General features: G+C 74.0%; 22 protein-coding genes and 1 pseudogene. 15 read left to right on the top strand and 8 right to left on the bottom strand.

The annotated features are described in order from the left end of the window. The first annotated feature begins 171 nt into the window (after positions 1-171). Complete coding sequence (locus tag OIM89_RS13595; protein ID WP_047465967.1) at positions 172-1,215, top strand: LacI family DNA-binding transcriptional regulator; 1,044 nt, start codon at positions 172-174, stop codon at positions 1,213-1,215. Positions 1,216-1,269: 54 nt separating this feature from the next. On the opposite strand, the gene OIM89_RS13600 is transcribed toward OIM89_RS13595, so the two are convergent. The 4 genes from OIM89_RS13600 to OIM89_RS13615 form a co-directional block, all read right to left on the bottom strand. After that, a complete protein-coding gene (locus tag OIM89_RS13600) occupies positions 1,270-1,833 on the bottom strand; it encodes a GNAT family N-acetyltransferase (RefSeq protein ID WP_047465972.1) in 564 nt (187 codons plus the stop codon). Further along, complete coding sequence (locus OIM89_RS13605; protein ID WP_047465975.1) at positions 1,830-2,438, bottom strand: lasso peptide biosynthesis B2 protein; 609 nt, start codon at positions 2,436-2,438, stop codon at positions 1,830-1,832. The genes OIM89_RS13600 and OIM89_RS13605 overlap by 4 nt, the downstream gene beginning before the upstream one ends. Beyond that, positions 2,435-4,117 carry an albusnodin/ikarugamycin family macrolactam cyclase gene (locus OIM89_RS13610; RefSeq protein WP_226964173.1) on the bottom strand — a complete coding sequence of 561 codons (1,683 nt, stop codon included), beginning with the start codon at positions 4,115-4,117 and terminating at the stop codon, positions 2,435-2,437. Before OIM89_RS13610 ends, OIM89_RS13605 begins: the two co-directional genes overlap by 4 nt. A 64-nt stretch (positions 4,118-4,181) precedes the next feature. Beyond that, positions 4,182-4,325 carry an albusnodin family lasso peptide gene (locus tag OIM89_RS13615; RefSeq protein WP_204369276.1) on the bottom strand — a complete coding sequence of 48 codons (144 nt, stop codon included), beginning with the start codon at positions 4,323-4,325 and terminating at the stop codon, positions 4,182-4,184. A 151-nt stretch (positions 4,326-4,476) separates the two neighbouring features. On the opposite strand from OIM89_RS13615, the gene OIM89_RS13620 reads away from it, so the two are divergent. Further along, positions 4,477-5,796, top strand: coding sequence for a helix-turn-helix domain-containing protein (locus tag OIM89_RS13620; RefSeq protein ID WP_264491297.1), 1,320 nt, complete (start codon positions 4,477-4,479; stop codon positions 5,794-5,796). Between the two features lie 65 nt (positions 5,797-5,861). Here the strand turns inward: OIM89_RS13620 and OIM89_RS13625 are convergent. Further along, positions 5,862-7,132, bottom strand: a pseudogene (locus tag OIM89_RS13625) (APC family permease). 243 nt (positions 7,133-7,375) lie between these two features. Between OIM89_RS13625 and araB the strand changes: the two are divergent. From araB to araD, 3 genes are all read left to right on the top strand, one after another. Continuing rightward, the gene (gene araB / locus OIM89_RS13630; RefSeq protein ID WP_030699478.1) at positions 7,376-9,091 is read left to right on the top strand and encodes a ribulokinase; all 1,716 of its coding nucleotides are present in this window, start codon (positions 7,376-7,378) and stop codon (positions 9,089-9,091) included. Positions 9,092-9,156: 65 nt separating this feature from the next. Next, the gene (gene araA, locus OIM89_RS13635) at positions 9,157-10,668 is read left to right on the top strand and encodes an L-arabinose isomerase (protein ID WP_047465987.1); all 1,512 of its coding nucleotides are present in this window, start codon (positions 9,157-9,159) and stop codon (positions 10,666-10,668) included. After that, complete coding sequence (araD, locus tag OIM89_RS13640) at positions 10,665-11,384, top strand: L-ribulose-5-phosphate 4-epimerase AraD (RefSeq protein WP_151168653.1); 720 nt, start codon at positions 10,665-10,667, stop codon at positions 11,382-11,384. Before araA ends, araD begins: the two co-directional genes overlap by 4 nt. A 76-nt stretch (positions 11,385-11,460) precedes the next feature. On the opposite strand, the gene OIM89_RS13645 is transcribed toward araD, so the two are convergent. Beyond that, the gene (locus tag OIM89_RS13645; protein ID WP_264491298.1) at positions 11,461-13,290 is read right to left on the bottom strand and encodes a bifunctional metallophosphatase/5'-nucleotidase; all 1,830 of its coding nucleotides are present in this window, start codon (positions 13,288-13,290) and stop codon (positions 11,461-11,463) included. Between the two features lie 175 nt (positions 13,291-13,465). On the opposite strand from OIM89_RS13645, the gene mshD reads away from it, so the two are divergent. Next, positions 13,466-14,389: a mycothiol synthase gene (mshD, locus tag OIM89_RS13650; protein WP_030699474.1), complete on the top strand. Its 924-nt coding sequence runs from the start codon at positions 13,466-13,468 to the stop codon at positions 14,387-14,389. 83 nt (positions 14,390-14,472) lie between these two features. On the opposite strand, the gene OIM89_RS13655 is transcribed toward mshD, so the two are convergent. Beyond that, positions 14,473-15,075 (bottom strand): TetR/AcrR family transcriptional regulator, encoded by a 603-nt coding sequence (locus OIM89_RS13655; protein ID WP_319802327.1) that lies wholly within the window; start codon positions 15,073-15,075, stop codon positions 14,473-14,475. A 257-nt stretch (positions 15,076-15,332) separates the two neighbouring features. On the opposite strand from OIM89_RS13655, the gene OIM89_RS13660 reads away from it, so the two are divergent. Continuing rightward, positions 15,333-16,187 (top strand): alpha/beta hydrolase, encoded by an 855-nt coding sequence (locus OIM89_RS13660; RefSeq protein WP_264491300.1) that lies wholly within the window; start codon positions 15,333-15,335, stop codon positions 16,185-16,187. A gap of 249 nt (positions 16,188-16,436) precedes the next feature. Here OIM89_RS13660 and OIM89_RS13665 read toward each other — a convergent pair whose 3' ends face one another. Beyond that, positions 16,437-16,874, bottom strand: coding sequence for a hypothetical protein (locus OIM89_RS13665; RefSeq protein ID WP_217467812.1), 438 nt, complete (start codon positions 16,872-16,874; stop codon positions 16,437-16,439). 201 nt (positions 16,875-17,075) lie between these two features. Here OIM89_RS13665 and OIM89_RS13670 point away from each other — a divergent pair, with 201 nt between their 5' ends. The 8 genes from OIM89_RS13670 (at position 17,076) to OIM89_RS13705 (ending at position 23,859) form a co-directional block, all read left to right on the top strand. Then, entirely contained in the window at positions 17,076-17,447 is a 372-nt protein-coding gene (locus OIM89_RS13670) for a YciI family protein (RefSeq protein ID WP_217467807.1), read from the top strand. 34 nt (positions 17,448-17,481) lie between these two features. Beyond that, on the top strand, positions 17,482-18,765 hold the full coding sequence (locus OIM89_RS13675; RefSeq protein WP_151168659.1) for an RNA polymerase sigma factor: 1,284 nt from the start codon (positions 17,482-17,484) through the stop codon (positions 18,763-18,765). Between the two features lie 103 nt (positions 18,766-18,868). Then, a complete protein-coding gene (locus tag OIM89_RS13680; protein WP_217467806.1) occupies positions 18,869-19,258 on the top strand; it encodes a GntR family transcriptional regulator in 390 nt (129 codons plus the stop codon). Then, positions 19,255-20,262: an ABC transporter gene (locus OIM89_RS13685; RefSeq protein WP_264491301.1), complete on the top strand. Its 1,008-nt coding sequence runs from the start codon at positions 19,255-19,257 to the stop codon at positions 20,260-20,262. Before OIM89_RS13680 ends, OIM89_RS13685 begins: the two co-directional genes overlap by 4 nt. A gap of 37 nt (positions 20,263-20,299) precedes the next feature. Continuing rightward, the gene (locus OIM89_RS13690) at positions 20,300-21,217 is read left to right on the top strand and encodes an ABC transporter ATP-binding protein (protein ID WP_264491302.1); all 918 of its coding nucleotides are present in this window, start codon (positions 20,300-20,302) and stop codon (positions 21,215-21,217) included. Then, positions 21,214-22,245: an ABC transporter gene (locus OIM89_RS13695; RefSeq protein ID WP_264491303.1), complete on the top strand. Its 1,032-nt coding sequence runs from the start codon at positions 21,214-21,216 to the stop codon at positions 22,243-22,245. The genes OIM89_RS13690 and OIM89_RS13695 overlap by 4 nt, the downstream gene beginning before the upstream one ends. Before the next feature lie 154 nt (positions 22,246-22,399). Continuing rightward, on the top strand, positions 22,400-22,990 hold the full coding sequence (locus tag OIM89_RS13700) for a DUF2243 domain-containing protein (protein ID WP_030696219.1): 591 nt from the start codon (positions 22,400-22,402) through the stop codon (positions 22,988-22,990). Then, entirely contained in the window at positions 22,987-23,859 is an 873-nt protein-coding gene (locus OIM89_RS13705) for a cytochrome c oxidase assembly protein (RefSeq protein ID WP_078858036.1), read from the top strand. Before OIM89_RS13700 ends, OIM89_RS13705 begins: the two co-directional genes overlap by 4 nt. Positions 23,860-23,968: the final 109 nt, after the last annotated feature.

The following is a 23,968-nucleotide window of genomic DNA, read 5'->3' on the forward strand; positions in this document are numbered from 1 at the left end:
CGTGGTGGGGGCGATGGGCGGGGCTGCCGGGTCGTCGTCCCTCTCCCGGCAAGGCACGATTGTTAGCGCTCACACACGGGTGATACAAGATGGGGGATACGCTTTTTCGGCATCGACACCAGACCGCGATCCGGCCGGATCGCGCGCGTCCCAGCGAGAGGGGAGGCCCGCGTGGCCCGGTCCGCGGAAGTCTCCCGGCCGCCGACGATGGCCGACGTGGCCCGTGAGGCGGGCGTCTCCCACCAGACGGTCTCCCGCGTCCTCAGCGGCCACCCGCACGTACGGCCCGCCACCCGCGCCCAGGTCACCGCCGCCGTCGACCGCCTCGGCTACCGCCGCAACCCCGCCGCCCGCGCCCTGGTCACCCGCCGCACCCGCACGCTGGGCGTCATCGCCGTCAACACCACGCTCTACGGTCCCGCCAGCACCATGGCCGGGCTCCACGAGGCCGCCCGCGACGAGGGGTACCTCGTCTCGGCCGTCACCCTGCGCGGCGACGGGCGCCAAGGGCTCAAGGACGCCGTCGACCACCTCTCCTCCTGGGGCGTGGAAGGCGTCGTCGCGCTCACTCCGCAGCGCGCCACCGGGCAGGCGCTCGCCCGCCTGGACGCCCCGTTCCCCGTGGTCAGCGTCGAGGGCGGCGACCAGCTCGGACTGCCCGCCGTCTCCCTCGACCAGGAATCGGGCGCCCGCATGGTCACCGAGCACCTGCTCGCCGCCGGGCACGCCACGGTCTGGCACGTGGCGGGGCCGGACGGCTGGTCCGAGAGCGAGGCCCGCACCGCCGGCTGGCGCGCCGTCCTGCGCGAACGCGGCATCGACGCCCCGCCCCCGCTCCAGGGCGACTGGAGCCCCCTCTCCGGCTACCGGGCCGGCCAGGAACTCGCCGGCCACGTCCTGTCCGGCCGGGGCCCCGGCGTCACCGCCGTCTTCGTCGCCAACGACCAGATGGCCCTCGGCGTCCTCCGCGCCCTGCGCGAAGCCGGCGTCCGCACCCCGGAACGCGTCGCCGTCGCCGGCTTCGACGACATCCCCGAGGCCGAGTTCTTCCCGCCCCCGCTCACCACGGTCCGCCAGGACTTCGGGTCCATCGGGCGGAAGAGCATTCGGCTGCTCGTCGACCACATCGAGGGGCGGGCCGACGGGAACGAGCATCTGCTGGTGGAACCGCAGTTGATCGTTCGGGGGAGCACGCGGGGGGTGGCGGAGTGGTGAGCGGGGCATGCGCACCGGAGCGGTCCGGACCCATGCCATGGCGCGGGCCGGGCGTCATGTGCGGTCGGACAGCGCCCCGTTCCCGCGATGGTCGTCGGCCAGGGCGTCCATGAGGAGTTCGTCGACGGGCTGGCCGTTCCAGTAGCCCGCGGCGCGGAGGCGGCCGGCCTCCTGGAAGCCTGCCTCGGTGTAGGCGCGGATCGCCGAGGTGTTCGGGGTCAGGACCTTGAGCCAGACGGCGCGGAGCGCGGCGCGGGCGAACGCCCACTCCAGAGTGAGCCGGGTGGCCTCGGCGGCGTAGCCCTGGCGGCGGTGTTCGGGGCCGATGAGGAGGGTGTACTCAGCGGTGTTGACGTAGGGGTTGACGGCGAGGGTGGTCATCCCGACGGGAGCTCCGGTGTCGGCCAGAGCGACCTCGAACTGGCGGTAGCGCTCGTTGGCGCGCTGCCGGTCCCAGCCGGCGACGCGGACCTCCCACGCCTGGGGGAAGTGGTTGCCGTACGCGTGGATGGTGCCGGGGTCGTTCTCCCAGCGGTGGTAGGTCTCCAGGTGACCCCGGGTGGGCTGGGTGAGGGCGAGGCGGTCGCCCGTGAGCAGGAACTGCGGGAGGTCGGTCACGGCGTCCTTCGGGGTCGGCGGACGGTGTGGGTGGTGGTGTAGGCGCCGGTGGAGGGGGGTTCTTCGACGGGGTTGCCGTCGGGAGATGCTATCCAGGCGTGCAGCCGCACGGGGTCGGTCGCGACGCCGTGGTGCCAGTGCGCGCCGCGTCCGGCGACGGCGAGGGCCACGGCGGCGGTGACGGACTCCTCCAGGCAGGCCCAGCGGGCGGGGAGGAGGCGTCCGGCCCAGCGGGCGGCTCGTACGGCGTGGGTGGCCTGGCCGGGGTCGGCGGCGGCAAGACGGTGCCCGATCGCGGCGAGCCTGGCGAGCCGGGCCAGGCGCCTGTGGCGGCGGCCGCAGAGCAGGACGGTGGCGGTGGCAGCGGTCGCGAGCAGGGCGGCTGCCTTCCAGCGCCGGGGGGCAGGCGGAGCCAGGGTGAGGACGGCGTCCAGCTCGCTGGTTCCCCAGGAGGGCGCACTCACCTCGCGCGTGTGCAGGACTGCGTCCGGCGGAACAGGGGTGGCGGGAGGGTGGAGGACGACGCGGCCGTGCGCGTAGTCGACCTCGATGTGGGCGTGGCCGGTGCCGACCCAGGCTCGGCGCGGCAGGCGGGGCGCGGTCACGGCATCCTCCGGGCGGGGGCGAGAACGGCCCAGGTGGGAGCGGGGGCGTTGCCGACGGCGCGCAGCCAGACCTCGGCGCCGTACACGGCGAGGATCGCCCGCCACGGCGTCCGGGCGCCGAGGGCGGCCCTGTGGAGGGCTGCGCGGAGTTGCTCGGGGCGGATGAGGCCGAGGGCGGCGAGGTGCCCGTCGCAGTGGTCGAGGAGGTGGGGGAGCCGGGCGCGGACACCCGCGTGGAAGCTGGTCTCGAAGGTGCCCTTGGTGGTGCGGTCACGATGGCGGGCCGGGAGAAGGTCACCGAAGGCGTCGACCAGCATGGGCTTGTAACGGGTGGAGCTGACCCGCTCCCAGGAGCGGGCGGCCAGGACGGCGTCCAGGACGGCCGCATCGTGGTACGGGTTGTGCAGCTCCACGCCGACCGAGGCGGCGAGTTCGGTGTCAGCCTGGGCGCGCCGGGCGGCCGCGCGCAGGCTGTCGGTGAGCGCGGCGGCTGCTGTCCGGTCGACGGGGTCCCGGTCGTAGGCGGTGCCGGGCGTCAGCCAAGACGCGGCGGCGCCGGCCCCGGACGCTCCGAGGGCGGCGACATCGCGGGCGATGGCGTGCCTCAGCACCGGGACCGGGCTGATCCGTCGGGCGCGGGCCCACTGTGCGGCGTCCCGGGCGGCGTGCAGAAGCCGGCCATGGGCGACGAGGTCGGCGAGGTGGGTGGGGGCGGGCTGGAAGAGGTGGTCGCCGCCGTCGCCGGTCAGGTGTACCGGACGTGCGGCCGCGAGCTGCGCGGAGAACATCCCCCACAGGTGCGCGGACAACGGCGGCTGGTCAGTCGCGGGCAGTTCTGCCTCCGCAAAGGGCAGGTGCTCGTCGGTCAGTTCGAAGGTGCGGCGGGTGAGCTGCGGCAGGGACAGGGTGCGCGCGAAGTCCAGGTCGCCGCCGGCCGTGACACCCCGGGGGTGGGCGGTGACGCCGTTGACCGGCCCGTACCGCTCGGCCAGCACCGTCAGGGTCGTGGAGTCCATGCCGGCGAGGTCGGTCGAGACCGGCTTCCCGGAGCCAACGCGCACCCGGACTGCGCCCGTCAGCGCCGTCCGCAGCCGCGCCACGGCCACCTCGTAGCGATCCGGGTGCGGCACCGACCACCAGGGCGAGACGCTCGCGCCCCGCTCGGTGAGGACCAGGCGGTGGCCCGGTGGTACGCGGTGCACGCCGGCGAACGCGGAACAGGCCGCCGGGGCCCGCTGGTCGCGTAGGTATGCCCCCAACCACGCGAGGTCCGGCCCGTCGCCGGCCAGGGCAGCCAGGGCCCTGGCGTGCGTCGACCACACGATGCCGGTCGCGGTACTCGTCCAGTACACCGGCACTGTGCCGACCGCGTCGGCGAGCACCTCGACCCGGCCGTCCACCGCCCGCACCACTCCGAAAGCCCCCGGCCACCCGCGTACGGCCGCACCGAGGTCGGGGGCGGCCAGGGCCCGGGCCAGGCCGGCGGCCCCGGCCTCGCTCGCGCCGAAGACCGCGATGCGGGTGGACTCCCCGGCATCCAGGCACAGCAGCCGGCCGGCCCAGTTTCCCGCCGTCCACCAGAGCGGATCGGACCAGCGCACCCGCGCGCCCTGCGACACGACTGCGGGGCCGGTACCGCCGGGCTGTCCCCCGCCCGTCCATCTCTCCGTGCTGCTCACCGGCGCCTCCCTTCACGGAGCGGCCCCCTCGCACGCCGGACGCGAGGGGGCCGAACCACCGGTGTCAGTGGCTGTACGGGCTCTGCTTGTTCTCGGAGGAGTCGTTGTCGCCGCCCAGCGTCAGGTCGGCGGCGTCGCCGAGGTCGACGGACATGGCGTCGTCGGTGGCGGTGACGGCGGTGAGCGAAGTGCTGGTGGGGTTGGTCACGGGACCCTCCTGGCGTTCGGCGGTCCGCCCCGGTGGCGTCCCGACACCGCCAGTACACGCCAACCAGCGACCACGGAACAGGAGTTGCCGGTACCCTCGCGGTACCCCCGTGCCTTCACGATCTGTAGATCGTTCGTCACTCTCGGGAGGGATGCTCGTGGACGATCACGACCTGATCCGTCACCCCCTGGCGTACGCCCGCATCCAGGCCGGCTGGACCCAGCCCGACCTCGCCGACCGCGTCCGCCGGGCGGCCGAGCGCCGCGGTCTGCAGTCCGGCACCAAAAAACAGCGGATCTGGGCCTGGGAGACCGGACGGGCCCGGCCGGACGCGGAGTCCCAGTCCTACCTCGCCGAGATCTTCGGCGTGGACCCCGGCGCCGTCGCCGCCACCCCGTGGCCCGACTGGCTCCCCGGCCGCGAACAGCCTCACCCCTTCACCCGGCACAGCACCGCTCCAGCCCTACGAGAGGCCCTGCGCACCTATATGGACCGCCGCACTTTCCTCGCCTACTCCACCGCAGCCCTCACCGGCCTCACCCACCAGTGGGCGACCACCGAGCCGACCGCCCTCGCCCGCTCCCTCGACGGTGGCCGGCTCGACCCCGACCTCCTCGATGTCATGGAGGAATCCGGGCTCCGTCTCGCCGGCATGATCACCCACCAGCGGCAGCACACCCTCGCCGCGCTCGACGGCCACCTCGCCACCGTCACCGACCTCATCGCCGACGCCACCTATACCGCCGGCCAGGCCGCCCGCCTGCACACTCTCGGCGCCCGCCTCGCCCAGACAGCCGGCTGGACCCGCTTCGACGCCGGCCAGCACGCGGCCGCCGCCCGCCTCTGGCACGGTGCCCTCCACAGCGCCCATGCCGCCCATGACCGCGATCTCGGCGCCGGCATCGTCAGTGACCTCGCCTACCAAGCCACCTGGCGCCACGACCCCGCTACCGCCGCCACGATCCTCCAGCACGCCGTCGCCCGCACCGAGCACCCCACGGCCCGCGCCCTGCTCCACCTCCGCCTCGCCCGCGCCCAGGCCGCGCTCGGCGAGGCCGCCGACTGCCGCGCCTCGCTCCGCGCCGCCGAGCACAACCTCGACCGGACCACCCCGGACCCCGCCCCCGCCTGGTGCGCCTGGTTCGGCCCCGAAGACCTCCAGGTCGACACCGGCCAGGCCCTCGTCGACCTCGGCGACACCGGCGAAGGTGACCGGCTCATCGACAGGGGCATCGGCCATCTGGCCCCCGCGCGGGCGAAGACCCGGGCCGTCTTCCTCTCCTACCGCGCCTCCAGCCTCCTCGCCCAGGGCCACGCCGACGAAGCGTCCGTGGCGGCCACCGACTCCCTGACTCTCGCCCGGACCATCGGCGCCCCTCGCTGCGTCACCCTCATCCAGCGGCTACGCCCTCGCTTCGAGGAGCACTCGCAAGCCCCCGGCGTGACCGAATTCCTGCAAGCCAGCGCGTAGCCCACTCGGCGGCGGCGACTCCCCCGTCGCTCAGCCCGGCGCTCGGGGACGCGGGGCCGGGCAGGTCACCCCCGCGCACCGAGGGCGCGACGTACCGCGTGAACCGCGGTGCCCAGCGCGAGCACCACGGCGCCGGAGACGACCGAGGAGAGGGGCAGGGCGAAGGCCAGGACGAGGCAGCCGGCCAGCCCGGCGGCGGGGATCAGGCGGTTCGGCCGGCCCTCGTCGGGAGTGAGGGTCCAGGCGGAGGCGTTGGCGACGGCGTAGTAGACCAGGACGCCGAAGGAGGAGAACCCGATCGCCCCGCGCAGGTCCGCCGTCGCGGCGGCCACGGCCACGACCGCGCCGACGAGCAGTTCGGCGCGGTGGGGCACCTGGAACTTCGGATGGACGGCTGCGAGGGCGGGCGGCAGGTGCCGGTCGCGGGCCATGGCCAGGATGGTGCGCGAGACGCCGAGGATCAGGGCGAGCAGGGAGCCGAGTGCGGCGGCGGCCGCACCGATGCGGACGACGGGCACGAGCCAGTCGGCGCCCGCGGCCCGCACGGCCTCCGACAGCGGCGCGGTCGCCCGGGCCAGGCCCTCCGGCCCCAGCACCATCAGGACGGAGACCGCGACGAGCGTGTACACGACGAGGGTGACGCCCAGCGCGACCGGGATCGCCCGAGGGATCGTGCGGGCCGGATCGCGGACCTCCTCGCCCAGGGTGGCGATGCGCGCGTAGCCGGCGAAGGCGAAGAACAGCAGCCCCGCCGCCTGGAGCACTCCGCCCACCGTGGCGTCCGAGCCGATGTCCAGGCGGGCCCCATCCGCCGTGCCGGAGGTGAGGGCGGCCACCACCACGGCGGCCAGCACCGCCAGGACCACGGCCACGACGATCCTCGTCAGCAGCGCGGACTTCTGCACCCCGGTGTAATTCACCGCGGTCAGCGCCACCACCGCGGCGACCGCGACCGCGTGCTCCTGACCGGGCCACACGTACGAGCCGACGGTGAGCGCCATCGCCGCGCAGGAGGCCGTCTTCCCGACGACGAAGCCCCAGCCCGCCAGGACGCCCCAGAACTCGCCCAGGCGCTCGCGGCCGTACACGTAGGTGCGCCGGAGGCGGGGTAGCGGGCCGCGAGCCGCGCGGAGGAGGCGGCGTTGCAGTAGGCGACGACGGCCGCCAGGGCCAAACCCATCAGCAGCCCGGACCCGGCGGCGCGTGCGGCCGGGGCGAGCGCGGCGAAGATACCGGCGCCGATCATCGCCCCCAGGCCGATCATGACGGCGTCGGGCACGCCGAGCGTCCGCCGCAGCTCCTCCGGGAGGCCGCCGGCGTTCGGTGGAGTGCTCATGGCCGTACTCCTCAGCGACACGAGGCCGCACGCTCCACGGCCTCCGGTGTCGGCCGACGATATAGGAGCTGCTGGTCCGCCCCGAGGCCGTGATGGAGCGCCTCGGCAGCCACGCCGCCGGACCGGCCGCGCCCGACGCGGACCCGAAACCTCCCCGCACCCCCCTTGCCCCCCGCCAATGTGAGCGCTAACAATCATCCGGGTACCCCGCCGCCACCCGAGCGACCCCCGGAGGCCAGCCCCGTGAACACCCCCGCACCCCCTGCCCAGGGAGCCCCCGGCGCCCCCTGCACCGTCGGTGTCGACTTCGGCACGCTGTCCGGGCGGGCCGTGGTCGTCCGCGTGGCGGACGGGGCCGAGTTGGGGACGGCCGTGCACGAGTACCGGCACGGAGTGATCGACCGGGCCCTGCCCGGGAGCGGGGCCGGGTTGCCGCCGGACTGGGCGCTTCAGCATCCGGAGGACTGGCGGGACGTGTTGCGGCACGCCGTTCCCGAGGCGCTGGCGGCGGCCGGGGTCGAGCCGGGCCACGTGATCGGCATCGGGACGGACTTCACCGCCTGCACGGTGCTCCCGGCCACCGCCGACGGCACCCCGCTCGCCCTGCTGCCCGAGTGGGCCGAACGCCCGCACGCCTGGCCCAAGTTGTGGAAGCACCACGCCGCGCAGGACCAGGCCGACCGGCTGAACGCGCTGGCGCACGAGCGCGGGGAGCCGTGGATCGGGCGGTACGGGGGGCGGATCTCGGCGGAGTGGCAGTACGCGAAGGCGCTCCAGGTGCTGGAGGAGGACCCGGAGGTGTACGCGGCCTGCGTGCGCTGGATCGAGGCGGCGGACTGGATCGTCTGGCAGCTGACCGGGGCCGAGTCGCGCAACGCCTGCACGGCCGGGTACAAGGGCATCCACCAGGACGGCACGTACCCGTCGCCGGAGTTCCTGGCCGGGCTGCACCCGGAGTTCGCGGACTTCCCGGCGACCCGCCTGGCCCATCCGCTCTCCGCGCTCGGCGGCCACGCGGGCGGGCTGACCGCCGAGGCCGCCGCCTGGACGGGCCTGCCCGAGGGCATCGCGGTCGCCGTCGGCAACGTCGACGCGCACGTCACCGCACCCGCCGCCGGCGCCGTGGAGAACGGCCGGCTGCTCGCCATCATGGGCACCTCCACCTGCCACGTCCTCAGCGGCCCGGCCCTCGCCGAGGTCCCGGGGATCTGCGGCGTGGTCGACGGCGGCATCGTCGCGGGCGCCTACGGCTACGAGGCCGGGCAGAGCGCCGTCGGCGACATCTTCGCCTGGTGGCTGCGGCAGGGCCTGCCCGAGGAGTACCGGGCCGAGGCGGAGGCGGCCGGGGAGGACGCGCACGCGTACCTGACCCGGCTGGCCGCCGAACAGCCGGTCGGAGCCCATGGGTTGGTGGCCCTGGACTGGATGAACGGCAACCGCTCGACCCTCGTGGACCACCACCTCTCCGGTGTGGTCGCGGGCCTGACCCTGGACACCCGCCCGGAGGACGTCTACCGCGCCCTGCTGGAGGCGACGGCGTACGGCACGCGCGTCATCGTGGAGGCGTTCGAGCAGGGCGGGGTCCCGGTGGAGGAGTTCATCGTGGCGGGCGGGCTGAAGAAGAACCCGCTGCTCATGCAGATCCACGCCGACGTGCTGCGCCGCCCCGTCTCGCTGGCCGGTTCCGACCAGGGCCCGGCGCTCGGCTCCGCCATCCACGCCGCCGTCGCGGCCGGCGCCCACCCGGACGTACGGGCGGCGGCCGCCGCGATGGGCAGCGTCGAGCGGGCCGCCTACCTCCCGGACGCGGCGCGGGCCGACGCGTACGACGCGCTCTTCGCCGAGTACCGCGCCCTGCACGACCACTTCGGCACCGGCCCGGACCTCCTCCTGCACCGCCTGCGCCGCATCCGCAACACCGCCCGGACCGCCACCCGTACCGCCGGCTCCCCCGCCTGAGCCCGCCGTCCGCGTCGCCCCGTTTCGCCCCGCCCCGCCCCGTCCCGTACGAGGAGCACATCGCCATGACCCCGCCCGCACCGCCCGAGTCCGAGATCTGGTTCCTCACCGGCAGCCAGTCCCTCTACGGCGAGGAGACCCTGGCCCAGGTCACCGCCCAGTCCCGCGAGATCTGCCGGACCCTCGCCGAGCGCACCTCGCTCCCCGCCCGCCTGGTCTGGAAGCCGGTCCTCGCCGACGCCGCCGCGATCCGGCGGATCTGCCTGGACGCGGAGGCCGACGACAGCTGCGCGGGCCTCGTCGCCTGGATGCACACCTTCTCCCCGGCCAAGATGTGGATCTCCGGCCTGGACGCCCTGCGCAAGCCCCTGCTCCACCTGCACACCCAGGCCAACCAGGCGCTCCCCTGGTCCACCATCGACATGGACTTCATGAACCTGAACCAGGCCGCCCACGGCGACCGCGAGTTCGGGCACGTGCAGACCAGGCTCGGGGTGGCCCGTAAGACGGTCGCCGGGCACGTCGCGGACCCGGCCGTCGGCGCCCGCGTCGAGTCCTGGGCGCGGGCGGCGGCCGGGCGGGCGGAGCTGGCGACGCTGCGGCTGGCCCGGTTCGGCGACAACATGCGGGACGTCGCGGTGACCGAGGGCGACAAGGTCGAGGCCCAGCGACGCTTCGGGGTCTCCGTCAACGCGTACGCCGTGAACGACCTGGCCGCCGCCGTCGACGGGGCCGAGGAGGCCACCGTGGACGCGCTGGTGGAGGAGTACGGCGACCTGTACTCCCTCGCCGACGAGCTGCGCCCGGGCGCGCCCCGCCACGACTCCCTGCGGTACGCGGCCCGGATCGAGGCCGGGCTGCGCGCCTTCCTCACCGAGGGCGGCTTCCGCGCCTTCACCACCAACTTCGAGGACCTGGGCGGGCTGCGGCAGTTGCCTGGGCTGGCCGTGCAGCGCCTGATGGCCGACGGCTACGGCTTCGGCGGCGAGGGCGACTGGAAGACCTCGGTGCTGCTGCGCACCCTGAAGGTGATGGGGGCGGGGCTGCCCGGAGGCACCTCCTTCATGGAGGACTACACGTACGACCTCACGCCCGGCCAGGAGGTGATCCTCGGGGCGCACATGCTGGAGGTCTGCCCCTCGCTGACCGGCTCCCGGCCGTCCTGCGAGATCCATCCGCTGAGCATCGGCGGGCGGGAGGACCCGGTGCGGCTCGTCTTCGACGCCGATCCGGGCGCCGCCGTCGTCGTCGGCCTCGCCGACCTCGGCGACCGCTTCCGGCTGGTCGCCAACGAGATCGACGTGGTCACCCCGCCCGAGCCGCTGCCCGCCCTTCCGGTGGCGCGCGCGGTCTGGCGCCCCGCCCCCGACCTGCGAACCTCCACCGAGGCATGGCTGACGGCCGGCGCCCCGCACCACACCGTGCTGACCACCGCTCTCGGCACCGAGGCGATAGACGACCTGGCCGAAATGCTCCGTACCGAGCTGGTCGTGATCGACGCCGACACCCGTATCCGCACGTTCGTCCGCGAACTGCGCTGGAACCAGGCGTACCACCGCCTGGCCCTGCCGCTGTGACCGCCACCGCGCGGGCCGCCCTGCGCCGCGAGGTGCTGGAGGCCAACCTGCGCATCCCCGCCACCGGCCTCGCCACCCTCACCTGGGGCAACGTCAGCGGCGTCGACCGCGAGGCCGGCGTCTTCGTCATCAAGCCCTCGGGCGTGCCGTACGAGCGGCTGACCGAGGACGACCTGGTCGTGGTCGCCCTGGACGACGGCCGCGTGGTCGAGGGCACCCTGCGCCCCTCCACCGACACCGAGACGCACCGCTGCCTCTACCGCGCCTTTCCGGCCATCGGCGGCGTCACCCACACCCACTCCACCCACGCCGTCGCCTTCGCCCAGGCCCGGCGCGCGATACCGGTACTCGGCACCACCCACGCCGACACCTTCGACGGCCCGGTCCCGGTGACCGACGTCCTCACCCCCGAACAGTGCGCCCGGGACTACGAGTTCCACACCGGCCAGGTCGTGGTCGACCTGCTCGACGGCGACGAGGCCCGCGCGGAGGCGGTCCCGGGCGCGCTCGTCGCCCACCACGGGCCGTTCACCTGGGGCGCCACGGCGACGGCCTCGCTGGAGCACGCGGTGGTCCTGGAGGCGGTCGCCGAGATGGCCTTGCACACCCTGGCGCTCGGCCGGGTGGAGCCGCCGCAGCATCTGCTGGACCGGCATTACACGCGCAAGCACGGGCCCGGCGCGTACTACGGGAACCCGGCACCGGACGCGGCCTGACACGGGTCCTGGCACGCGTGAGGGGCGCCCACCGGACCTGCCGGGGGCGCCCCTCCTCGCGTCGTGGGCGTGAGCCCTACTTCACGATCGTGATCCGGTCCGCCTTCGGCGGGTCCAGCGGGTTGTCGGCCGAGGTGGTGGCCGTCAGGTAGTCGTTGAAGGCGGCCAGGTCGTCGGCGCCGACGAGTGGGTCGGTGCCCTCGCCGAGGGCCGCGAAGCCGTCGCCGCCGCCCGCGAGGAAGGAGTTCATCGCGACGCGGTAGGAGGCGGCCGGGTCGATCGGCTCGCCGTTCAGGCGGATGGTGTCGGCGACGACGCGGTCGGCGCCGGACTGGGTGTAGTCGAGGGTGTACGTCAGCCCCTCCGACACCTGGAGGATCTTCGGGGAGGCCTCGTTACCCCCGCTGACCTGCTGCTTCAGCGCGGTGACCAGCTGTTCGCCGGTGAGCGTGACGAGGTTGACCGTGTTGCTGAACGGCTGGACGGTGAACGCCTCGCCGTAGGTCACCACCCCGTCGCCCTCGCTGCCGGACGCCTTGTAGACCAGGTCGGAGCGGATGCCGCCCGGGTTCATCAGGGCGAGGACCGCCGTGTCGTCCAGGGTCTTGGCGTGGGCCAGCTGGGCGTCGGCGATCACGTCACCGAGCGGCGACTCGGGGGTGGTCGCGCCCCGGCCGGGCAGGTCGCCGGAGATGTGGCCGACGGGCTGGGCGGCGATCGGCGCGGCCAGCTCGTTCCAGTCGGAGATCAGCCGGGTGATGTCCTCGGCCTTCGGCTGGGTCCGGGTGACGACGTGGTTGGCCGAGGAGACGCTGGTGCGGACGATGTCCTTGGTCTTCCGGTCGTAGGTCAGCGTCGTGTCGGTGTAGAGCTTGCCGAAGGACGAGGCCGAGGTGACCGTGCGCGGCTTGCCGGCCGGGTCCGGGATCGTGCAGACGTACGCCTCGTGGGTGTGGCCGGTGACGAGCGCGTCGACCTTCGGCGTGATGCCCTTGGCGATGTCGACGATCGGGCCGGAGATGCCGTCCCCGGCACCGGAGGCGTCACAGTCGTAGTTGTACGACTTGGAGGCCGGGGCCCCGCCCTCGTGGATCAGCGCCACGATCGACTTGACGCCCTTGCGCTCCAGCTCCCGCGCGTACTTGTTGACCGTCTCGACCTCGTCGTGGAACTTCAGCCCCTTGACGCCCTCGGCCGAGACGATGTCCGGCGTGCCCTCCAGGGTGACGCCGATGAACCCGATCTTGACGCCGTTCTTCTTCCACACCGTGTACGGCTTGAGGATCGGCTTGCCGGTCTTCTCGTCCGTGACGTTGGCGGCGAGGTAGGGGAAGTCGGCGCCCTCGAACGTGCGACCGTCCGTGTAGCAGCCGTCCTCGGGGTGGCAGCCGCCCTTCTGGAGGCGGTCGAGCTCGGCGCGGCCCTCGTCGAACTCGTGGTTGCCGACGCCCGCGACGTCGAGCTTCATCTTGTTGAGCGCCTCGATGGTCGGCTCGTCGTGGAAGAGCCCGGAGAGCAGCGGGCTCGCGCCGACCATGTCACCGGCGGCCGCCGTGACGCTGTACGGGTTGCCCTTGCGCGCGGTGCGCAGCGAGGTCGCCAGGTACTCGGCGCCGCCCGCGTCGATCGCCTTCGTCGTCCCGTCGTGCTGGTCCTCGGTGACCTGGCCGGAGGAGCCGGCCGGGGGTTCGAGGTTGCCGTGCAGGTCGTTGAAGGAGAGCAGCTGCACGTCGACGGTGCGGCCGTGGCCGTGGCCCGGCTTGCCGTGGTCGTGGCCGCCGCCGTGGCCGGGCTTCCCGTGGGCCCCGGCCGGCATCGCGGCGACCAGCGCGCCCACGGCGGCCAGCGAGACGGTACCGGTCACCAGGCGCCAGGTACGGCGTCTCGTGCGGGGTGTGGCTGACATGCGTCCCCCTGAGGGAGTGGTCTGGGATACGAGCGGCAGCCTAGGGTCAACGCGCGTAGCGCGACAGGGGGTTGCGGTTACGGACAGGTTGCCGTCGGACGGCGCGCCACCCCGGACGCCCGTTACGCCCCCGAATGCGGCGGCCCGGCGGCCCGTCCGCCGTACCCTCGGGACCATGACCAGCGACGCCGCGGCCCCCGTGCCCTCCCGCCAGATCCACACCACCGACGAGCTCACCGAGGACCAGGCCGCCACGGTCCTGGCCCTGCTGGCCGACGCCGCCGCCGAGGACGGCCAGCAGGCCGTCTCCGAACAGGGCCGGCTCCAGCTGCGCGGTGGCCGCCGCGAGGGCGTACGCCACCTCCTGCTGACCGCCGACGGCCAGCTCGCCGGTTACGCCCAGCTGGAGGGCGCCGACCCCGTCGAGCCGCCCGCCGGCGAACTGGTCGTCCACCCCGCGCACCGGGGTCGCGGCCACGGCCGGGCACTGGGCACCGCCCTGCTGGAGGCGTCCGGTGGCCCGCTGCGGCTCTGGGCGCACGGCGGCCACCCGGCCGCCCGCCACCTGGCGACGGTGCTGGGGATGAGCCTCTTCCGCGAGCTGCGCCAGATGCGCCGCCCGCTCTCCGTCCCGCCGCTGCACGAGTCGGCGTACCCGGAGGGCGTCACCGTCCGCACCTTCGTCCCGGGTGAGGACGACGCGGCCTGGCTCGCCGTCAACGCCGCCGCCTTCGCCCACCACCCCGAGCAGGGCTCCCTGACCCAGCGCGACCTGGACGCCCGCATGGCCGAACCGTGGTTCGACCCGAAGGGCTTCTTCCTCGCCGAGCGCGACGGCGTCCTGGCCGGCTTCCACTGGACCAAGATCCACGCCGACGAGGGCCTCGGCGAGGTCTACGTCGTCGGCGTCGCCCCCGAGGCCCAGGGCTCCGGCCTCGGCAAGGCCCTCACCACCACCGGCCTCGCCCACCTCGCCGCCCAGGGCCTCCCGACCGCCATGCTCTACGTCGACGCCGACAACGAGGCGGCCGTCAGCGTGTACGAGCGGCTCGGCTTCACGACGTACGAGACGGACCTGATGTACCGCACGGAGGGGTGACCTCGCAGGCTCCCGGAAGAGCCCCGCCGTCGCCCCTCCGCCGGGCGGCGGCGGGGCTTCTCGCTGGAGAGCCGGGGGCCCGCTCAACGCTGTGGACGTGCCCGCGGATCGGGCCCGCCCTCCCTCATGCGCAGGATCAGGCCGACCGCGTCCTTCGAACGGGTGCCGGGAGCCAGAACCTCCTGGAGGAGGAGGCCGCGGATCGCGGCGACGGTGACGGTGGCCACGTCCCGCGCTTCCCGCGCGTCCAGCCCCTCGCGTTCCGCGAGCGAGGACAGCGTCACGGTCAGATCGTCGAGCGACTCCACGAACTCACGGAAGTCCTCCGGGCCGTAGGCGGCCAGTCCGGCGACGTAGAAGAAGCCGCGCACACGCGACAACTGCTCCGGTCTCGCGTAGGTACGCCAGATCGCCGCGACGAAATCCTCGAAGGTGCCCTGCTGGGCCTCCTCCAGAAGTGCCTCGTTGTCCCGGGACCGCTGCGCCTGGAGCACGTCGGCCAGCACGCCCGGCAGCGACCCGAAGTGGTAACGCAGGAGGGCGTGACTGGTGTCGGCCCGGGCGGCGATCTCACGGAGCGACATCTCCGGCGGGGGCAGGGCCTCGCCGAAGGCGTCGAGAAGCCGTGCCAGGAGTCGCTCGCGCGCGCTGCCCTTGCGTTCGGAGGTTGACAGGACCACTCCCACAGTTTATCCATTGGAAAAGAAAATGCCGGCGATTCCGTGTTGCTCCGCTCATGGTCGCAGTCGGCTCGCGCCCTCGGAGGATCGCTCATGGGACCTGCTCGGGTGATCGGCGTGACGATCACCGACGGGTCGGCGCGCGATCCCACAGGCTCGCCTGCCGCCGTGGCGCCAGCCGCTCCGTCGCTCCCCGGCGCCGCCCTCGGACCCACCCTCGCCGCCCTCGTGATCAAGGCCGGCCGAATCGTGAAGGACCTCAGATGAGCACCATGTGGCAGGGCTGCCTCGCCCACACCGACTACTTCGAGATGCGCTCCGGCGGGGGGCACGACTACGGCATCTGGGTCACCACGCCCCCGGGCCACGATGCCGCCGTGGCGCAGGCGCCTGTCGTGTACGTGCTCGACGGCAACTGGACCGTGGGCCTGACCGCCCCCCTCATCGTCACGCAACTGGACCCCATGCAGTCGATCCGGCCCTACATCCAGGTCAGCGTGGGATACGCGGGCAAGGAGGCCGAGCACTGGGAGCGGCTGCGCAACCGGGACCTCGTACCCCCCGGCGAGCCCATCGCGAAGGAGTATGTCGACGCCGTGGAGATGAGTGTCGAGACGGGCACGACCACTCGTGACCAGGCCGATGCCTACCTCGCCGAACTGAGCAACAGCCGCGGGGACATGTTCCTCGACTTCCTCACCGACGACCTTCACCCGCGGATCGCACGCGACTGGGGCGCGGCCCCGAACGGCCACGGCCTCTTCGGCTACTCGTACGGAGGGCTCTTCAGCCTCTACGCCTGGCTCACCCGAAGCACCTTCTTCGAGAGCGTCGGCGCGGGCAGCCCCGGCATCGTGGACACGTCCAGCCAGGTCTTCGCCCGCCTCCAGGCAATGGGTGACGCCCTGCCCGCCACCCGGCTTCACGTGACCTTCAACGAGCGGGAGCTGCTGGGAGACATCGCGGTCTACCAGAATCTCGCGAAGAACGCGGCCACGTTCCTTCACCGCCTCACCGCCCGGGGCGGGCCCGTCACCAGCGCGCTCCTGCACGAGACGCATGTGACCGGACTACAGGCGTCGTTCCTCAGCTACCTCAGGACCTGCCGAGCCCAGTAGGGCACCATCGAACCGTTCGCCTTCCTCTCGCCCCCGAGGAGCGAACCCGTGCAGATCCCCGAGGACTCCGCACGTCCGGAAGGGACATCGGATTCGGTCCCGGAGCCAGGGCGGGAGGGCGACCAGGCCCACCACCCCCGGCCCTGCCCGCCCCCGCCCGGCCACGTCCGCTGCCCCATGCTCGGGTGCGGGCGGCCGCACGAACTGCTCCGGACTTCTGGTGAGCGTCGCCGGTACCGACGCCCCCGGTCAGGCCCTGGTCATGGTCGAGGAGTAGCCGCCTCCACCGGGGTAGACCCAGTCGCCCGTCATCACCGTGCCGTCCGGGGCGAAGGTGCCCCGGAAGTAGGCGGGGCCGTCCTTGGCCCCGGCCCAGATGGTGAGGGTGTCGCCGTCGAGTTCGTAGACGTAGTCGAAGGTGTTGCCCTGGGAGTCGTAGTAGCGGGACGCCACGTCGGGACCGGTGGGCTCGCCGAACGGGCGCAGGTTGCCGATGATCTCCATCCCGGTGACCGGCTGGCCGAACTGGACCAGGTCGACGTGCTGGAGGAGGAAGAAGCCTCCGTCCATCCACTCGTAGCGCACGGTCCCCTCGGCGCCGCCGGTCACCTTCCAGGTGCCGGTCAGGCGGTCCAGGGCCCGGAGTTCGGGGGTGGGCTGCTGGGGGGCGCCCTCGGTCTCGGACATCGTGTTCATCGTGTTCTCCTTCGTCGTCCGTCGTCGTCCGGGTTCTCGCCGCTACCTCGGGGCCGTCGGCGGGAGTTCGACACAGGGAGGCGGTGACGTACGTCACATGGCGGGGATGTCGAGGACGGCCGCCCGGCTCCGAGGTTCCCTGGACGACCACGGGTCGCCCGGCCCGTCACCGACGACCACCACGGAGGTTCCGTGAAGTACCTGCTGCTGGGCTACACCTCGGCCGACGGCTGGGACGCCGCCACCGCCGGTGCGCCGACCCAGGAGGCGCTGGACGCGTTCGCCGCCTACCAGCGGTTCGAGGAGGAGCTGACCGCCTCCGGCGAGCTGGTCTCCACCGAGGGGCTGGGGCATCCGGCGGTCAGCACCACCGTGCGCCCCACGGCCGAGGGGGTCACCGCCACCGACGGGCCGTTCGCGGAGCTGAAGGAGGTGCTGGCCAGTTTCGCCGTCATCGACGTGTCGGGGCAGGAGCGGGCCGTGGAGATCGCCGCCCGGATCGTCGCGGTGCTGGGCGAACCGGTCGAGATCCGGCCGGTCATGGGCGCGGACTTCGCGGCGTGACCCCGCGCAGCCGGCGGACCCGCTTGGGTCCACGATGAGGCGGCCTCCCCCGGACGCGGGCGTCGAGCACCTGCTGCGCACCGAGGCGCCACAGGTGCTCGGTGCGCTGACCCGGCGCTTCGGCCGCTTCGACGTCGCCGAGGACGCCGTGCAGGAGGCGCTGATCGTCGCCGGGCAGCGGTGGCCGGCCGAGGGGGTCCCGCAGGACCCGCGCAGCTGGCTGATCCGCGTCGGCTACCGCCGCATGGTCGACCTGCTCCGCGCCGAACAGGCCCGCCACCGCCGCGAACAGGAGGTCGGCCGGACCGAACTCGCCCTGGGGGCACCGGAACGCCGGGCGGCGCCGACCGGCAGTACGGACGACAGCCTCACCCTGCTCCTGCTCTGCTGCCACCCCCGGCTGAGCCCGGTCTCCCAGGTGGCGCTCACCCTGCGCGCGGTCGGCGGGCTCACCACGGCCGAGATCGCCCGCGCGTACGGGACGAGCGAGGCCACCATGGGTACCCGCATCAGCCGGGCCAAGCAGCAACTGGTGCGCAGCGGGGCGCGTTTCGTACCGGCCACCGACACGGACCGGCGCGACCGCACCGAGGCCGTCATGCGCGTGCTCTACCTCATCTTCAACGAGGGCTACACCGCCAGCTCCGGAGAGACCCTGGCCCGCCGCGACCTCTCCGAGGAAGCCGTCCGGCTGGCCCGCCTCCTCCACGCCGCCGACCCGGACAACGCCGAGGCCGCCGGACTGCTCGCCCTGATGCTGCTCATCGAGTCCCGCCACACCGCCCGGACCGACGCGGACGGCGCCCTCGTCCCGCTGGAGTCGCAGGACCGCACCCGCTGGGACCAGGAGCTGATCCGCGAGGGAACCCGACTCCTCGACGCGGTGGGGGACCCGAGCGGTACCGGGACCGGCCCGTACCAGCTCCAGGCCGCCATCGCGGCGCTCCACGCGCAGGCGCCCGCGCCGGAACTCACCGACTGGCCACGCATCGCGATGCTCTACCTCTGGCTGGAGCACCTCACCCCGACCGCGCCGGTCCGGCTCAGCCGCGTCGTCGCCGTCGCCCGCGCCTTCGGCCCCACTCGCGGCCTGACCCTCCTCGACACCCTCTGCCGCCGCCACGCCCTCGACCGGGACCCCCTCGTACGCCACCACGAACGCGCCGTACGCGCCCACCTCACCCGCATGACCGGCGACACCGCCCACGCCGCCACCCTCTACCGCGAGGCCGCCACCCTCACCGCCAACGGAGCCGAGCGCCGCTACCTCCTCACCGAGGCCGAACGGGCCGACGGGGCCGACGTGGCCGGCAGCTGACGGCGGCTCATCGGCAACAAGGCCACTTCTGCGCACCGCACTTGACGGAACACCACCCTTGCATCACCCTTTCACTACTTGATTAGTGAAAGGGGGGTGACAGGTGATCGCCTACCGGATCGACCGGCGTAGCGGAGTCGCCACGTACCTCCAGATCGTCCAGCAGACCCGGCAAGCGCTGCGGCTCGGGCTGCTGGAGCCCGGGGACAAGTTGCCGACCGCCCGCGAGGTGGTCGAGGCGACGGCCGTGAACCCCAACACCGTGCTCAAGGCCTACCGCGAACTGGAGCGCGAGGGCCTGGTCGAGGCCCGGCGCGGCCTGGGCACCTTCGTCCGGCGGACGCTCGGCACCGACGCCGACACCGGGCCGCTCCAGACGGAGCTGGCCGCGTGGGCGGCGCGGGCGCGGGAGTCGGGGCTCGGCAGGGAGGACGTGGCGGCGCTCTGTACGGCCGTACTGGACTCGACGTATCCGGAGGGCGAGGAACGATGAGTACGACCTTGGACAAGCCGGGGGAGCGGACCACTTCCTCCCCCTCGTCCCCGTCGTTCGGGACGCTGGCGCGGGTGGTGCTGCGGCTGCACCGGGGGGCGTTGCTGACCTGGGTCGCCGTGGTGGTGCTGGCGGGGGCGGGGCTGGTGTGGTTGCGGTGGGTGGGGGGGTCTGTAGTGCTGCCCGGGCCTCTTGAGTGCTGGGACGGTACGGGCTGCGCGCCGCAGGAAGTTGAGGCGGACTCGGGCATGTGGTCGAGCCACGTCTTCTGGCTCGGCTGGACCTCCGTCCTGCTGACCGGGCTGCCCGTCGCCGTCGCCGCCTGGGCCGGTGCCGCGCTCACCGGGGCCGAACAGGAACGGGGTACGGCCGCACTCGCCTGGACGCAGTCCGTCTCCCCCCGGCGCTGGGTCGCGGTGAAGTGGGCGGTGGCGGGGGGCGTACTCGTCGCCGGGGTGAGCGTGCTGGTGCCGCTGTACGTGTGGGCCCGCTCCGTCCCGTTCTTGACCCAGGCCGGCACGTACGACTGGACGGACTGGGTCGTCTTCACCGCCTCCGGTCCGGTCACCCCCGCCCTGCTCCTCCTCGCTCTCACCCTGGGCGCCTACGCCGGATTGCTGCTCCGGCGCTCGCTTGCCGCGCTCGCTGTGTCGGCGGGGGCCATGTTCGGAGCCGTACAGGGCCTGCCCCAGCTCATCCCGTACCTCTGGCCGGCCGAGCGAGCCTTCGGAGGGCTGGGCGAGGGCGTGCCCTCCGGGGCCTGGCGGGTGAGTGAGACGGCGCTCGACGCGCAGGGCCGGCCTGTCCCCATGGGCGAGTGCCTGCTGGACGAGTCAGCCTTCCGACAGTGCGCCGACGCGAAGGGCATCGAGGGCGTCGAAACCCTGTACCACCCCGCCTCCCACGCCGTCCCCCTCCACCTCGCCGAGACGGCCCTGATCCTCGTCCTCACCGCCGCCCTCGCCTTCGCGGCCCTGCGCCTGCTCCGCCGCCGCACTCCCTGACACTCCCGTCCCCCTGGCTCTGTTCTAAGGAATCACCATGACCGAAACCGCCGTCGAGGCCCGGGGCCTCGGCAAACGCTTCGGGCGCCGGAACGCGCTCGACGCCTGTTCGTTCCGGCTGCCGGCCGGGCGGATCTGCGCCCTGGTCGGGCCGAACGGCGCGGGCAAGAGCACCCTGCTCACGCTCGCCGCCGGACTGGCCCGGCCCTCCGGCGGGGAGCTGCGCGTCCTCGGCACCACCCCGGCAGAGGCGCGGCGCGAGATCGCGTACGTGGCCCAGGACAAGGCGCTGTTCCCGCAGTTGACCGTGGCCGACACCTTGCGGCTGGGGGCCGACCTCAACCCGGGGCGCTGGGACCAGGCAGCCGCCGAACGCGTCGCGCACGGGGACGGGGCCGATTCGGCGCTCGACCCGTACGCCAAGGTGCGCGGGCTCTCCGGAGGGCAGCGGACGCGGGTGGCGCTGGCGCTCGCCCTCGGCAAGCGGCCCGCGCTGCTCCTGCTCGACGAGCCGGTCTCGGACCTCGATCCGCTGGCGCGGCACCAGTTGATGGGGACGCTGCTGGCGGAGGCGACCGAGCACGGCACCACCGTGGTCATGTCCTCGCACATCCTCGGCGAGCTGGCCGGAGCCTGCGACTTCCTGCTCCTGCTCGGCGCCGGGCGGGTGCGCATGGCCGGGCCGGTGGACGACCTGACCGCCGCCCATCGCCTGGTCACGGGGCCGGGTGGGGCCGCCGAACTCGCCCCGCACACCGTGATCGAGTCCCGGCCGCACGGGCGCGGCCAGAGCGCCCTGATCCGGCCCGAGGGCCCCGTCGGCCCCGGCTGGGAGTGCGAGGAGCCGAGCCTGGAGGACGTACTCCTGGCCCACCTGCGCAATCCGTCCGCGCCCGCGCTGCTCGCGCCCGAGGCGACCGTGCGGGACCTGGCGGGGGCGGGGGTGGAGGCGTGACCGCGACCCTGACCCCTGCCGGGCGGGCCGACGCCCCCGCGTCCGCCGCCCGCGACCGCCGGGCCGCGCTCCCCCGTGCCGTACTGCGGCTGCACCGCAAGGCGCTGGTGGTGGGCGCGGTCCTGGTCGGGCTCTTCACCCTGCTGCTGCTCGGCTCGCTGCTGTGGCGCTCCCTGTACAGCCCGGCGGAGATCGCCGCCTGCGGAACCGGCGCCGGGTGCCCGGGCCTGAACGCGTACGAGACCGCCCACACCGTCTACTGGTCCCTGCTCAACCAGAGCCAGAACGTACTGCTCCTCGTCCCCCTCGTCATCGCCGCCTACGCGGCCGGTCCCCTCACCGCCCGCGAACGCGAACTCGGCACCCACCACCTCCTGTGGACCCAGTCCGCCGCCTCCCCGGTCCGCTGGCTCCGCTCCACGCTGGCGCTCGCCTCCGTGGCGGCCGCGGTGGGCGCGGTCTTCCTGGTCATGGTCTTCCGGACAGCGGTCGCCCCCATGGAAGGGGTCTGGGGGTTCGGAGGCTGGGAGCCCGGCGGGTACGCCGCCTCCGGGCCCGTACTCGTGGCGTACTGCCTGCTCGGGCTGGCCGTGGGGGTGTGCGCGGGGACCCTCGTCGGGCGGGCGCTGCCCGCGATCTTCGTCGGGGTGGTGGGGACCGGGGGGCTGCTGGTCGCGGGGACGTTCGGGCGGCCCTGGCTGTGGCCGGTCTCCACCGTGGTCACGCCTTTCTCAGAGGGGCGGGGCGCTTGGCCCTCCCCCGGCACCGACTGGCCCAAGGGGGCCGAGGTGCGCGGGCAGTGGCTCGTGACCGGGGACGGGGGGCGGATAGATCCCGCGTCGTGCACCGCCCCGACCGGGGGGATCGAGGCGTGCGGCGTGCGGGCCGGAGCGGAGACCTGGCTGGTCGAATTCCACCCCCTCTCCCACCGCCTCCCCATCCAGCTCGTCGAGACCGGGCTCGTCCTGCTCCTGGCCGTCCTCGCGGTCGGGACCGCCTTCCTCGTCCTGCGACGCCGCACGCCCTGACCGGGCGGGGTGCGGCCGTCCCGTTCCCGAGCGGGGCGGCCGCCCGTGCGCACACCCCCGGAGGAGGGAATGCGGCGCCCACCCCGGGACGGCACCGCGGTACGCGGGAACAGGTGCCCTCACCGCACACCGAACGGACGGGGACGGCCAGACAATGGCGAGCACAGCGGCTCACGCACGGGAGAAGCCGACGACCGACCCGAGGAGCATCCGGCTGCCGGGCATCCTGCTCGGCGTGGGACTCGGCGGATTCGTCGACGGCATCCTGCTCCACCAGCTCCTCCAGTGGCACCACATGCTGACCAGCACGGACACCGCCAGGATCGGGGTGAAGTACTACCCGGCGGACACCGTCACGGGCCTGGAGATGAACACCGTCTGGGACGGGATCTTCCACACGGTCTGCTGGCTGGCCGTCCTCTCCGGCCTCGCCGTCCTCTACGCCCGCGTCACCCACCACCGGCGCCGCGTCTGGGCCTCGCGGGTGCTGTGGGGCTGGGTGCTGGTGGGCTGGGGCCTGTTCAACCTGGTCGAGGGCGTCGTGGACCACCAGATCCTCGGCATCCACCACGTGCGCGGCGGCCCCGACGCGTTCTGGTGGGACATGGGCTTCCTCGCCCTCGGCGCCCTGCTGGTCGCCGTCGGTCTCCTCGTCCGACGCGGAGCCCACCCCCTCGACCCCGGTACGGACGAGGCCCCCCGGAACCCCGACGGTCCGCGTGATCCCGGCCGGTACGCGCGATGAGCGGCACCGGCCCCCATCCGCATCCGCCGGGACCCGCGGGCGACCCGGGCCCCTGGGACGCGCTGTCCCCCGTCCTCTCCCCCGCCCTGGCACCCGCCCTCGTCGCCGTCCTGCTCGGTGCCGCCTACCTCCGCCTCGCCCGGCGGGCCCGCCGGCGCAACCCGGTGCTCGGCTGGTCCCGGGCGCGTACGGCGGCGTTCCTCGCCGGGCTCGCCGCGCTGGCCCTGGCGCTGCTCCCGCCCCTGGCCCCGTGGGCGCACGGCGACTTCCGGGGCCACATGGCGCAGCACCTGCTCCTCGGCATGTACGCCCCGTTGGGCCTGGTCCTCGGCGCCCCCGTGACCCTGCTGCTGCGCACCCTGCCCGCGGCGCGGGCCCGGACCCTCACCGCGCTGCTGCACTCCGCCCCGGCCCGGCTGCTCACGCACCCGCTGATCGCGCTCGTCCTCTCCACCGGCACGCTGGCGCTGGTGTACTTCACCCCGCTGTACACCGCCCTCGCCTCCGCCCCGGGCGGCCACGGGCTCCTGCACGCCCACTTCCTGCTCTCCGGCTGCCTCTTCGCGCACGCCGTCGCGGGGCCCGACCCCGCCCCGGCCAGGCCCGGCGTCCCGGCCCGCCTCGTCGTCCTGGGCGTCGCCGTCGCCGCGCACGCCACCGTCTCCCAGCTCCTGTACGGCGGCTTTTTCGTCCAGGTCCCCGTCCCCGCCGAGCAGCTGCGGGGCGCGGGAGAGCTGATGTACTACGGCGGCGACCTCGCCGAACTGCTCCTCGCCGCCGCTCTGGTCGCCACCTGGCGCCCGGCCCGGCAACCGGCCCGCGCGCCCGTCTCCGCCGCGCCCTCCCCCGCCGGCCCGGCGCCCGCCTGAGCCTCGTCCTGTGCCGCCGACGCCCGTTCACCCACCCGGGTGAATTCGGGCCCGGTCCCCGCCCGGCCGCCCCCGCATACCCCGGACGCCACGTCCCCGTAACCCGGGA

The organism is Streptomyces sp. BI87 (assembly GCF_025957665.1).
Taxonomy (GTDB): Bacteria; Actinomycetota; Actinomycetes; order Streptomycetales; family Streptomycetaceae; genus Streptomyces; species Streptomyces albidoflavus.